General features: G+C 60.0%; 11 protein-coding genes. 5 read left to right on the forward strand and 6 right to left on the reverse strand.

Annotated features, from left to right (window positions below; all coding sequences use genetic code 11):
- Positions 1–142: 142 nt before the first annotated feature.
- Entirely contained in the window at positions 143–2,827 is a 2,685-nt protein-coding gene (locus tag ABIB60_RS01940) for a valine--tRNA ligase (protein ID WP_354577341.1), read from the reverse strand.
- Positions 2,828–3,101: 274 nt separating this feature from the next.
- On the opposite strand from ABIB60_RS01940, the gene ABIB60_RS01945 reads away from it, so the two are divergent.
- From ABIB60_RS01945 to aat, 3 genes are all read left to right on the forward strand, one after another.
- Positions 3,102–4,043: a carbon-nitrogen hydrolase family protein gene (locus ABIB60_RS01945; protein ID WP_354577342.1), complete on the forward strand. Its 942-nt coding sequence runs from the start codon at positions 3,102–3,104 to the stop codon at positions 4,041–4,043.
- Between the two features lie 89 nt (positions 4,044–4,132).
- Positions 4,133–5,296: an N-acetyl sugar amidotransferase gene (locus tag ABIB60_RS01950; protein ID WP_354577344.1), complete on the forward strand. Its 1,164-nt coding sequence runs from the start codon at positions 4,133–4,135 to the stop codon at positions 5,294–5,296.
- A complete protein-coding gene (gene aat, locus ABIB60_RS01955; RefSeq protein ID WP_354577345.1) occupies positions 5,296–5,967 on the forward strand; it encodes a leucyl/phenylalanyl-tRNA--protein transferase in 672 nt (223 codons plus the stop codon). The genes ABIB60_RS01950 and aat overlap by 1 nt, the downstream gene beginning before the upstream one ends.
- A gap of 261 nt (positions 5,968–6,228) precedes the next feature.
- Here the strand turns inward: aat and ABIB60_RS01960 are convergent, their stop codons facing one another.
- Positions 6,229–6,579 (reverse strand): 4Fe-4S dicluster domain-containing protein, encoded by a 351-nt coding sequence (locus ABIB60_RS01960; RefSeq protein ID WP_316000162.1) that lies wholly within the window; start codon positions 6,577–6,579, stop codon positions 6,229–6,231.
- A gap of 131 nt (positions 6,580–6,710) precedes the next feature.
- Between ABIB60_RS01960 and ABIB60_RS01965 the strand changes: the two genes are divergently transcribed.
- Together ABIB60_RS01965 and ABIB60_RS01970 are read left to right on the forward strand one after the other, a co-directional pair.
- Complete coding sequence (locus tag ABIB60_RS01965) at positions 6,711–7,775, forward strand: acyl-CoA reductase (RefSeq protein WP_354577347.1); 1,065 nt, start codon at positions 6,711–6,713, stop codon at positions 7,773–7,775.
- A gap of 227 nt (positions 7,776–8,002) precedes the next feature.
- Positions 8,003–8,314 carry a hypothetical protein gene (locus ABIB60_RS01970; protein WP_316000160.1) on the forward strand — a complete coding sequence of 104 codons (312 nt, stop codon included), beginning with the start codon at positions 8,003–8,005 and terminating at the stop codon, positions 8,312–8,314.
- A gap of 201 nt (positions 8,315–8,515) precedes the next feature.
- Here ABIB60_RS01970 and ABIB60_RS01975 read toward each other — a convergent pair whose 3' ends face one another.
- From ABIB60_RS01975 to ABIB60_RS01990, 4 genes are all read right to left on the reverse strand, one after another.
- The gene (locus ABIB60_RS01975; protein ID WP_354577348.1) at positions 8,516–9,388 is read right to left on the reverse strand and encodes a nucleoside phosphorylase; all 873 of its coding nucleotides are present in this window, start codon (positions 9,386–9,388) and stop codon (positions 8,516–8,518) included.
- A gap of 138 nt (positions 9,389–9,526) precedes the next feature.
- Positions 9,527–10,489, reverse strand: coding sequence for an oxygen-dependent tRNA uridine(34) hydroxylase TrhO (trhO, locus tag ABIB60_RS01980; RefSeq protein WP_354577349.1), 963 nt, complete (start codon positions 10,487–10,489; stop codon positions 9,527–9,529).
- 80 nt (positions 10,490–10,569) lie between these two features.
- Positions 10,570–11,202, reverse strand: a complete 633-nt coding sequence (locus ABIB60_RS01985) for a NeuD/PglB/VioB family sugar acetyltransferase (protein ID WP_354577351.1) — start codon at positions 11,200–11,202, stop codon at positions 10,570–10,572.
- A gap of 106 nt (positions 11,203–11,308) precedes the next feature.
- Positions 11,309–12,580, reverse strand: coding sequence for a hypothetical protein (locus tag ABIB60_RS01990; RefSeq protein ID WP_354577353.1), 1,272 nt, complete (start codon positions 12,578–12,580; stop codon positions 11,309–11,311).
- Between the last annotated feature and the right edge of the window lie 28 nt (positions 12,581–12,608).

Genomic DNA, 12,608 nt, shown 5'->3' on the forward strand with positions numbered 1-12,608 from the left:
GCGAAGGGCAGCGGTAAGCCCATAAAAATGTCATCCTGAGCGGAGTGAAGAACCTTACCACGCATGCACGACTCAATCCGTACGCTCACGTGATAAGGTCCTTCACTCCGTTCAGGATGACGGAAAGGCTGGACCCGCCGGCTTACAGCGCCGCCAGGCTTTGCTCCAAGGCGGTGATTTTGGCTTCGGCGTCGGCCAGCTTCTGCCGCTCGCGCTCTACTAGGTCGGGCTTGGCGTTGGCCACGAACTTCTCATTGGCCAGCTTTTTCAGCACCGAGTCGCGGAAGCCCTGGGCGTATTCCAGCTCCTTGCTGAGGCGCTCCTTCTCGGCCCCGAGGTCAATCTGCCCTTCCAGCGGCACGAAGAACTCACTGCTGCCCGCCACGAAGCCCACCGAAGCCGCCGGCGCTTCCGTCACCACCGATACGTCGGTGAGGGCGGCCAGCTTGCGGATGATACCGTCGTAGTCCGTGAGCAACTGGGCGTCGTCGGTTTTGGCGGCCAGGGTCAGGGGCTTGTTGGGACCCAGGCCCTTCTGGTTGCGGATGGTGCGCACGCCCCCCACAATGCCGAGGGCGCGCTCCATGCGGGCCAGCACCTCGGCGCTGTTGGCTACGGGCTGCACCTTGGGCCAGGCGGCCACGCACACGTACTCCTTGGGGCCCCGCTCCTTCAGCTCATGCCAGATTTCTTCGGTGATGAAGGGCATGAACGGGTGCAGCAGCTTGAGCAGGGTTTCCAGGAAAACGGTGGTCAGGCGCAGCGTTTCCGGGTCGATGGGGGCCTGGTAGGCGGGCTTGATCATCTCCAGGTACTCCGAGCAGAAGTCGTCCCACACCAGCTTGTACACCGTCATCAGCGCGTCCGACATCCGGAACTTCTCGAAGTGCTCGTCCAGCTCGGCAATAGTAGCGTTCAGCTTGGCCGAGAACCACTCCACAGCCTTCTCGTTGGGGAAGGGCAGCGCAGCATCCACCTCCCAGCCCTTGATCAGGCGGAAGGCGTTCCAGAGCTTGTTGCTAAAGTTACGACCCTGCTCCACCAGCTTTTCATCATAGAGCAGGTCATTGCCGGCCGGGGCCGAGAACAGCATGCCGGTCCGGACGCCGTCGGCCCCGAACTGCTTGATGAGGTCCAGCGGATCGGGCGAGTTGCCGAGCTGCTTGCTCATCTTGCGGCCCTGGGCGTCGCGCACGATGCCGGTGAGGTACACGTTGCGGAACGGTACTTCCTTGCGGTACTCCAGACCAGCCATAATCATGCGGGCGACCCAGAAGAACAGAATGTCCGGCCCCGTCACCAGGTCGTTGGTGGGGTAGAAGTAGTTCACGTCGGCATTGTCGGGGTCCTTGAACCCGTCGAACACCGAAATCGGCCACAGCCATGACGAAAACCAGGTATCCAGCACGTCCTCGTCCTGGCGCAGGTCCGTGAGCTGCAGGTCGGCGTTGCCGCTTTGCTCGCGGGCCTGGATCAGGGCTTCCTCGGCGGTGAGGGCCACCACGTAGGTACCATCGGGCAGGTAGTAGGCCGGAATCTGCTGGCCCCACCACAGCTGCCGCGAAATGCACCAGTCGCGCACGTTCTCCATCCACACCCGGTAGGTGTTCTTGAACTTGGCCGGGTGCAGCTTCACGGTGTCGTTTTCCACCACTTCCAGGGCTGGCTTGGCCAGGTGCTCCATTTTCAGGAACCACTGCAAGCTCAGGCGCGGCTCAATGACGGCCTTGGTGCGCTCCGAGGTCTGCACGATGCTGGCGTACTCCTCCACCTTCACCAGGTGGCCGGCTTCCTCCAGGTCTTTTACAATGTTGCGGCGGGCGGCAAAGCGGTCCTGGCCCACGTACAGCACGGCTTTTTCGTTGAGTGAGCCGTCGTTGTTCAGGATGTCGATAACCGGCAGGTTGTGCTTGACGCCCAGCTCGTAGTCGTTCAAATCGTGGGCCGGCGTCACCTTCAGCGCGCCCGTGCCGAAGTCGATGCTCACGTACTCGTCTAGAATCACCGGAATTTCTCGATTCAGCAGCGGAATCCGCACTTTCGCGCCGTGCAGGTGCGTATAGCGCGGGTCGTTGGGGTTCACCGCCACCGCCACGTCGGCCATAATGGTTTCAGGGCGCGAGGTAGCTACTGTTAAGTATTGAGTATTGGGTATTGAGTATTGAGACTTTTCCCCTTGCTCTTGGGCAGAGTCTACATACTCACTACTCACTACTTCGTACTTTAAATGATACATCTTGGCCATTACGTCCTTCGGAATTACTTCCTCATCGGACAGCGCCGTCTGGCCCAGCGGGTCCCAATTCACCATCCGGATGCCGCGGTACACGAGGCCTTTCTGGTGCAGATCCACGAACACGCGCAGCACGGCTTCGGTCAGCTCGGGCTCCATGGTGAAGCGGGTCCGGTCCCAGTCGCAGGAGGCGCCCAGCTGCTTGAGCTGCTCCAGAATGATGCCGCCGTACTTTTCCTTCCAGGCAAAGGCGTGCTCCAGAAACTGCTCCCGGGTCAGATCCTTCTTCTCAATGCCTTGCTCCTTCAGCAGCGCCACTACCTTGGCTTCGGTGGCAATGGAGGCGTGGTCGGTGCCTGGCACCCAGCAGGCTTCCTTGCCCTGCATGCGGGCCCGGCGCACCAGCACATCCTGAATAGTATTGTTGAGCATGTGGCCCATGTGCAGCACGCCCGTTACGTTGGGCGGCGGAATCACCACGGTGTAGGGCTTTTTGCGGGGGTTGGCTTTGGCTTTGAAGAAGCCCTGCTCCTGCCAGCGCTGGTACCATTTGGCTTCAACGTCGGCGGGGGTATAGGTTTTGGCGATGGACATCGGCGGGAAAGTCGGTTCAGATACGGGCGCAAAAGTAGGCAATTCGGGCGGGGGCCGGAAATAGGCTGCCCGCCGGTGGTGGCCGACGAGCCGGGCGGCCTGATCCGCTTCGCCCGCGTTATCTTTTCCGGCTTATTTCCGGGTTCAATTATTTCATTCTGGGAGAACCTCTATTTTTGGAACTTAACAGTACCCCCGTCCTCCCTCCCTCACCCCACCTTATTTTATCGGTCCCATTCTATTCTCTCCTGCTTCCTGTTGTTGACGCGTGCGTATGGCTTTTTTCTCCTTTCGTAAACCCGCAGTTGCGCCAGCCGTGCCAGTGGCAGCAGCTTTGCCTCCGCCCCCCACTGTTCTCCCTGCATTTGCCGGTTCCATCCGGGTAGGCATGGGCCAGCTGCTGGTGGAAGGCGGGGAACCGGAACGCAACCTGGAGCGGGCCGAGCGCATGATTGCGGAGGCCGCCGCCCGCCACTGCGACGTAGTGCTGCTGCCCGAAACCCTGGATTTTGCTTGGACTCACCCCAGCGCCCTCACCGAGGCTCAGCCCATTCCCGGCCCCTACTCCGACCGACTCTGTCAGGCGGCCCGGCAGCATCAGTTCTATATCTGCGCGGGCCTCACGGAGCGCGCGCCCGATGGCCGCAACTACAACGCCGCCATCCTCATCAATCCGCAGGGCGAAATTATTTGCAAATATCACAAAATCAACCTCCTGGAAGTAGAGCTGCCGTTTTACGCGGTGGGCCAGACCCTGAACGTGGTGGATACCCCCCTGGGCAAAATCGGGGTCAACATCTGCGCCGACAACTTCCTGGATGGGTTGCCCATCGGGCACACGCTGGCCCGCATGGGGGCCGAGTTCATCCTCTCGCCCTCTTCCTGGACGGTGGACTATTCCATCACGGAAGAAGACGACCCCTACCGCGAGAAGTGGGTAAAGCCCTATTCCATTCTGGCACAGCTCTATAACGTATCGGTGGTGGGCACTACCTCCGTCGGCTATATCGTGGGTGGGCCCTATGAGGGCAAGAAAAGCGTGGGCTGCTCGCTGGCCGTGGACGCCAGCGGCATCCGGGCCCAGGGCACGTTCAATGAGTTTGCCGGCGAGTTGGTAGTGGCTGACCTGCCTCGGCCGGTACGCGCCGAGCAAGGCACCCAGATTGGCCAGATGCTCCAGCGCAAGGGGTTCCGCTTCGATAAGCTGCCCGCATAAACCAGTTTCTCTTGCAGCTCTGGTGCCGGGCTTTATCTAGAGTTTAATTTCAGAATACGTCCTCCAGCCCGTACTCTACTCCTGACTGCATGACCAACATCTACCGACAATGCTCCCGCTGTATTATGGATACCACTGTACCCGGTATTCAGTTCGGTGCGACGGGGGAGTGTAATTTTTGTGTCTTGCACGACAAAATGGACCGGGCCTTTCCGCTGGGTGAGGCGGGGGCCCGCCACGTGCAGGAAATGGCGGCGGACATCAAAAAGCTGGGCCAGGGCAACAAGTACGACTGCGTGCTGGGCGTCAGTGGGGGGCGCGACTCATCGTTTACGCTCTGGTACTGCGTGGTAAAGCTGGGGCTGCGCCCCCTGGCTGTGCACTTCAATGACGGCTTCGGCAACCCCGTGGCGGGCGAGAACATGACCAAGGCCTGCCGCAAGCTGGGCGTAGAAATGCGCACCATCACCTCCGACTGGCGCGAATCCAAGGACCTGAAAATTGCCTTCCTGAAAGCCTCCGTGCCCGATATGGAGGAAGGCACCGACGTGGGCATTGCCACGGCTCTGTACGGGGTGGCGGCCAAAGAAGGTATTCAGCGCATTGTCATCGGGCAGTCGTTCCGCACCGAAGGCATTGCCCCGCTAAGCTGGAATTACCTGGATGGCAAGTACCTGAAGGCCGTGCACAAGCAGTTCGGTACGGTGCCGCTGCGGCCCTGGAAGCCCAGTGACCCGGGCTTTCACCTGGATATTCGGGAAATGTTCTATTACGCCTTTATCCGCCGCATTAAAACCGTGACCCTGCTCTACCACGTGGATTACGTGCGCGCCGAGGTGGATGAGCTGCTGGCGCGGGAGCTGGGCTGGGTAAACCCCGGGGCGCACTATTTCGACGATTTATACCAGAGCGTCATCTACTACCTCAACCGCACCAAATTTGGCATCGACCGGCGGCTGTTCAACTACTCGGCCCTGGTGCGCTCCGGCCAGATGCCCCGGGAAGTAGCCTTGAAGCGGGTGCAGCACGTCAATAGTATTGAGGATCATAAAGTCATTGATCTGTGTATCAAGCGCCTGGGCCTTACCCGCCCGGAGTTTGAGCAGATTGTGGCTACTCCACCCAGGACCTTCCGCGACTACCCCAATAATTATGAGCTGATTCGGCTGCTGAAGTGGCCCATCAAGTTCCTGAGCCAGTTTCGTCTCATCCCAGAGTCGGCCTACGACAAGTACTTCAATTGTGGCACCTGATGCTCCTGCCCTTCCCTAACAACCCCGATGCTGCCGCCGACGACTCCGTGGAGGGGCTGGTGCTGGCCGGCGGTACACCAACCGTTGAAAACCTGGTGGCCGCCTACAGCCGGGGTATTTTTCCGTGGCCGGTGCCGGAGTGGCCAGTGCTGCCCTGGTTTTGCCCGCCCCGGCGCGGTATTCTGCGGCTGGAGCGCCTGCACGTGGGCCGCAGCCTGGCGCGGATACGGCGGCAATCCACTTGGCGCATCAGCTTCAACGAGGCATTTGAGCAGGTGATGCGTGCCTGCCAGCAGCAACCCCGCCCCGGCCAGGATGGCACCTGGATTACGCCCCAATTGCTGCGCGGCTACACGGCCCTGCACCAGGCCGGCTACGCCCACAGCGTGGAGGTATGGGACGGCCCCGAGCTGATTGGTGGCCTCTACGGCGTTTCGGTGCGGGGCGTGTTTGCCGGCGAAAGTATGTTTCACTATCAGCCCAACGCTTCCAAGCTGGCCCTAGTAGCACTGGCCGACAGCCTGCGCAACCAGGGGGCAGGGCTGCTCGATATTCAGCAGCTGACGCCTCATTTGGCCGCGCTGGGGGCTGAGGAAGTAAGCCGCGGCGAGTTTCTGACCCTGCTGGCCCAGGAACAAGCGGCGGGCCGCACCCTCCGCTTCGAATCCTGACTCCGCCACAACACCAGTTGCCAGGTGATACGCGAGTGGTTTATGCTTGTCATCCTGAACGGAGCGAAGGACCTTATCCCGTTAACACGAACCGTCCAAGGTGATAAGGTCCTTCGCTCCGTTCAGGATGACAGCGTTTTTCACCTTACCGCACAGCTTCGTGTGTTTCAACAAAAAAGCCTCCCATTAGGGAGGCTTTTTTGTTGCGCCACTCGTGTCAAAAAATCCGTGTAATCCGACAAATCCGTCTAAATCCGTGATTTAGGCTTCCTGGTGCAGCCACTGCTTTTTGCTCAGCAGCTTGTCCTGGGATTCGCGGTAATCCGGGTCGTCCACGCAGCAGTCCACGGGGCACACGGCGGCACACTGGGGCTCTTCGTGAAAGCCCACGCACTCCGTGCACTTGTCGGACACGATGTAGTAGTACTCGTCGGAAATGGGGGTTTGCGGGGCCACGCCCGATACTACTTTGCCTCCATCCTGCTGCACTTCTTTCAGGCGGGTGCCATCGGCCCAGCGCCAGGCGGCACCACCTTCGTAAATAGCCGTGTTGGGGCATTCCGGTTCGCAGGCACCACAGTTGATGCACTCGTCGGTTATCATGATGGCCATAGCCGCAGGGTTCAGTTAAACGGTAGAAAGAATCGGTAAGGGAGAGTACGCAACCGGCCGGTGGCAGGATGCGACCCGGCAAAATTAGGAATAAGCCGTACACAGTTGAGTAATTTTGCCGCCGTTCCTGTTTGTTTTTCTTTCTGTCCCGACTTTCCTTCCCCACCGATATGCAGCACCCCAACCGCCTGGCCGCCTTTGTAGCCCTGGGCCACCGCCTCGCTACCCTTCCCACCCAGGAGCCCGACGACGCGCTGTACTCCCTCCTGAGCCAGTGCCGCAACCAGAACCCGTGGTTCGACCAACCCAACGTGCTGGCAGCCCTGCGCGGCGTAGCCGAGCTACTGCGCGAGGAGCCCCTGCGGCGCTGGTCGGCCCGTTACCCCCCGGAGCCCGCCACCCCGCGCCTGGTGGGCGTGGTAATGGCCGGCAATATTCCCCTGGTAGGTTTTCATGACGCGCTGTGCGTGCTGCTGTCCGGGCACGTGCTGCTGGCCAAGCTTAGCAAGGATGATACCGTGCTTATGCGCTGGGTGCTGGATGAATTGGTGCAGCTGGAGCCCCGCTTCGCCGACCGGATTCAGCTGGTTGAGCGCCTGAATGCCGCTGACGCCTTCATTGCCACCGGCTCCGACAATACGGCCCGCTACTTTGACTACTACTTCGGTAAGAAGCCCCACATCATCCGGCGCAACCGCACCAGCTTGGCGGTGCTGACCGGCCGCGAATCGGACCACGACCTGGGTTTGCTGGGCGAGGACATTTTCCGGTATTACGGTCTGGGCTGCCGCAACGTGAGCAAGCTATATGCCCCCCAGGGCTACAACTTCACGCCGTTGCTGGACGCCTTGCAGCCCTGGCACCGCGTGCTGGAGCACAACCGCTACCAGAATAACTACGACTACAACAAGAGCATTCTGCTGGTGAACCGGGTACCCCACCTGGATTCCGGGTTCCTGCTGCTCACGGAAAGTGCCCAGTTGGTTTCGCCTATTTCGGTGCTGCACCACGTGGCCTACGCCAGCGAGGTAGATTTGCTGGATCAGCTCACGGATGTAGCCGCCCAAACTCAGTGTTTGGTATCGGGCGGGGCGCAGTACCCCGGCAGCGTTGCGTTCGGCCAGGCCCAGCACCCCGGCATTTCCGACTACGCTGATGGGGTTGACACAATGAATTTCCTGGCTCAGCTTATCTAGGCCTAATCCGCAGATATTCCGGGTACTAGGGCTGGCGTAACGGCATTTTGAGGCAGTTGGGCACGGTTGTGGTTGTACCCTGCGGGTGGTTGTTGCGTACACAGAGGCACACCGCATGGCCATTCCCGGATCAGAAAGCCGCTGGGAATGTTCATCTGTACTCCATCCGGCCTTCCGTATGCTTGCCGCAGAGACCATCTGCCTCCGGCCTTTTTACTTGCTCACTTATGATACCCGAACTTAAGCCTACCGACGCCGCTATTGAAACCATCGAGAAGGAAGTCATTCCAACCCTGCAGTTTCCTTCTCAGGATGTACTCACCGACCCCGCTGACATCAAACGCCGCCGTCACGACGCGGAACGCGGCACTACCCTGGGCAACGGCTACCACGGCAAGCTCGACATCTACTTCCAGACGGCCGACGGTGCCACCAAGCGCGTCTATACCACGCTCTGGGCCCTGCACGAGGAATATATCACCCTTAAAGCGGGCATCACCATTCCCCTGCGGGCCGTAGTAGCCTTCGACTTCTACTAGAACCACTGATTCCGCGGATTTTTCGCGGATTGCACGGATTTCGTAGACGATTCATTCTCGGTATGACGAGAAAAGAGGCTGGCCAAGTTGGCCAGCCTCTTTTCTATGCAGTGGATGCACTAGTACTTGCTATAAGTAAACCACGCACTAATCGTCTACAAAGTCCGTGCAATCCGCGAAAAATCCGTGAAATCAGTGGTCTTAGAGGCGGTCCAGGGTTTTCTGGATGAGGTCGTTGATGACTTGCTCGGAGTTGGTGGCAAACTCGCCGGTGGCGCGGTTAGCCACAATGGCGTTCAGCGACAGTACTTCGTGGCCCAGCATGCGGCCCAGGGCGTAGTAGCCGGCCGTTTCCATTTCGAAGTTGGTGAGGCGGAACTCGCCCTCGGCGCTTTGGTGGCGGTACTGCTGGAACTCCTGAATCAGGTTGGGTAGGCGCAAATCAAGGCGCAGCACCCGACCCTGGGGACCGTAGAAACCGGGGCAGGTGAGCGTATTGCCCTTCACCATATCAAAGCCCAGTTGCTCGCGCAGCAAATCGGAGCCCCGCACGCAGTACGGGCGGTAGGGCAGCTGCAGGGCCTGCTGGATGCCGGTGGCCACTTCTACCTCCAGGCCGGTTTCCACCAGCGGGTAAAACTGCATCAAGGAATCCAGGCCCACGGCGTGCTCGGAGGCCAGCATGGTGCCCACCGGAATATCGGCCTGCAGGGAGCCGCTGGTGCCCACCCGCACAATGCGCAGGTTGATGCGCTCCTCCAGGGGGCGCGGCTCCCGGGTTACCAGGTCCACGTTCACCAGCGCATCCAGCTCGTTCATCAGGATGTCGATGTTATCAGTACCCATACCGGTGCTGATAACGGTGAGGCGCTTGCCCTGGTAGTAGCCCACGTGCGTCACGAATTCGCGCTTGTGGATTTTGGTTTCGATAGAGTCGAAATGCTGGCTGACGGAAGGCACCCGCTCCGGGTCGCCCACCGTGATGATGGTTTCGGACAGGTGGTCGGGCAGCAGGTTGAGGTGGTAGATGCTGCCGTCCTTATTGAGGATCAGCTCCGATTCGGCGATGGGCATGGGTGGGGAATTAGGAAATTAAAAAGTGAGAATTAAAAATTAAAAAGTAACAGAAATCAATAATGGATGCTTTCAAAAACGTGCTAGCCGTTGTTGCGGTCATACCTGCTGAAAGCTGCCATTTTTAATTCTTCATTCTTAATTTTTAACTCCCGTTGGGGCGCGGTAAGAAAGCAGGCCCTGCTCGGGGTTGTAGTGGTTGCTGACTTTGGGGTAGGTGCCGGTGCCGTCGTAGGGGCGCTTATCGGGATGCTGCTGGCAGGTGGTAGAGCAGGCGCCCTCCAGCTGCGCACCGCAGGTTTCGCAGAGCGGCACGTGGGCGTTGCAGTGAGGGTTGGCGCAGTTTACCATCCGGTCGGAGGGCGTGCGGCAGTGGTGGCACCGGCTGATAACGGTGGGGTTGACGCTGTTCACATCCACCGCCACGCGGCCATCAAACACGTAGCACTTACCGTCGAAGTCCTCACCCCCAGCTTCCAGCCCGTACTTGATAATACCACCGTGCAGCTGGTATACGTCCTCGAAGCCCTGCTCCAGCAAAAAAGCCGAGGCCTTCTCGCACTTGATGCCGCCGGTGCAGTACGTCAGGATTTTCTTGCCCCGGTACTGCTCCAGCTCCTGCACCTTCTCCGGAAACTCCCGGAAGTTCTCGATATCCAGCGTCACGGCGTTTTTAAAGCGGCCCAGGCTGTGCTCGTAGTCGGAGCGCACATCCAACACTATCACGTCCTGCTGGTCCTTCAGGTCCCGGAACTCGGTGGGCGACAGGTGAATACCGGTACGCTCGTAGGGCTTGATGTGGGGCAGGCCCACGTGCACAATTTCCGACTTCACGCGCACGTGCAGCTTCTGGAAGGTATGGGCCGGGGCTTCTTCTACCTTAAACTCCAGCGCGGCAAAGCGCGGATCGGCTTTAATCAGGCGCATGTACTCCTCACAGTCCGCACGCCGGCCCGAAACGGTACCGTTCAGCCCTTCAGCCGCCACAATAATGCGCCCCAGCAGGTTCAGGCTCAGGCACAGCCGGTGGTGCTCCTCCCGGAACTGCTCCGGATTGTCGATGGGCGTGTAGCAGTAGTACAGTAAAACGAGGTAGTCCATTGTTACTAGAAGTAAGATGTCAGAAGGGAGAACTGAGACACCTGTGAGGGAGCTTTGTTCTCAGATCTACGTTCTTGGCTCTAAACTTTCTGAGCAGGGTTACCGAATACGGTTTGGCCGGCGGCTACATCGGCCACGACTACCGAGCCGGCACCCACGCGGGCTTTGGCCCCGATTTTCACGCCGGCCACGATTACCGCCCCAGCCCCGATAAAGGCCTGCTCCCCCACCTGCACTTCGGCGTTGAGAATAGCACCCGCGCCCAGTTGGGCATAGTCACCTACTTCGGCTTTCACATCCACTACCACGTTAGCGCCCAGAATGCAGCCGTCGCCGAGTTTGGCGGTTCCGGCCACCACGGCGTTGGCGCCCACCAGGTTGCCGTGGCCCAGCCAGGCGTGGGGCGACACGCTGGCCCGCTGGTGAATGGCGTTGACGGGAGCCACGGTGTATTCTTCGCGGAGCATGTTGGTGAGGCTGCGGCGGCTGGCGGTATCTTCGGTAGCCACGAATACCTCGCACTTTTTGCCCAGCAGCTTCAGTAGCTCCTTATCGTCGGTGTTGCCCATCACGGGCACGTCGTTCAGCTCGGTGTTCTGCAGCTCGGCTTTATCGTCGAGCAGGCAGTACACTACTACGTCGTTGCTTTGAAAGGCATCGAGGGCGGCGGTGCCTACGGCTTGCGCGCCCAGGATGATTACGGGGTTTTCCATCGGTAGCAAAAACGGCCGCGGGGCGGCCGGTGAGGATTCATACAACAACTGCAAAGATACGGGGTGCCCAATTAGTTTTAAATGGGGTGCCCAGCGGAGCTCGGGGTTATAGCCCCACCCGCCGCAACAGCCGGGCCGTGTAGTCGTTTTGCAGGGCTAGAAACACCAGAAACGGCAGAAACGTTACCCTGTAGCGGTTCAGGGTGCCCAGGTTGGGCGTAGTGAGGCCCAGCAGCGCCGCCAGAATAACGCAGTAAAGAAGCAGAGCCAGCACCACTCCGAATGGCAGCCGTCCGCCTCGCCCTTGCGCCGTGGCCACTACGGCCACGGCCAGCAAAGCCAGCAGTAACAGATTTTCCAGGCCCGCCACCACGTACAGCAGCGTGCCTCCTTCCCAGGGCCAGGGTCTCGACAGCGTATTGAAAACAGCTTTAGGCGTGTGCCACAGTACGCTTTCGGTGGTGGGCTGCAGCCGGGGGTACTCCAGGTGGGGCCGCTGCCCGGAAGAGGCCAGCAGCTCGGTGTAGTTGCGCTGTAGCTGGGAGGTAAACTTATTGGCCCGGAATACCGGGCTTACTTCACTGGCCGCCCACGCCCCCAGCAGCAGCAGCCCGAGCATCACAATGGCCTGCCCTAGCCGGGAACGTGCCGTACCCAGGCGTTGCAGCACCAGCACCAGCGCCAGGCCCGCCAGCACGCCAAACAGCACCACGGCAAAGAAATAGCGCATTTTGAAGTGCAGCCCGACCACAACGACCAGGCTTGCCAGCGCCCAGCCACGCCGCTGCGTGCCGCCATAGCCCAAGTGCATCATCAGGGCCAGCACCAAGGCTCCGCTACCTACCAGCAGGCTTTCCTTGGTCAGGCCCGAGGTCCAATACACCACCGTGGGCCAGCACAGAAATGCCCCTACCCCGGCTCCGGCCGGGGTTTCGGGCCAGCGCAGCCGCAGCTTCCGCACCAGTTCCCACCCGCTCACAAAGCTGAACAGTGATAGGTAGCAACCGTTGAGCCAGGCGCTGCCCAGGCTGGCCAGGTTGAGCACCGAAAGCAGCTTCATAAGGAAGAGCGTATTGGAAAACCCGTGAAAAATCAGCTTCCAGCTTCGCCACCGAAATTCATCCTGTCCGAGCATATATAGCCATTGGGCCGGGGCCTGGTGCAGCTGGTCGGTCATGCGGGTGGCCCACAACGTAAAATACCGGGCATCCTCACTCATCAACCACACCGCCAGCGCCGTGGCCACCAGCTTGAGCGTCAGCGTAGGCAATACCCATTTACCTACTGTCGGCAACTGCCGTACCCGGGGTAGCCACCGCCACAGGAGCAGCAGCAGCCCGGCGTTCAGGCCCAGGGCAAGTACAAGTCGAAACAGCAACGGACGGGGAAGTATAGCCAGCTACAAA

This window comes from Hymenobacter sp. UYP22 (assembly GCF_040547285.1).
In the GTDB taxonomy this organism is placed as follows: domain Bacteria; phylum Bacteroidota; class Bacteroidia; order Cytophagales; family Hymenobacteraceae; genus Hymenobacter.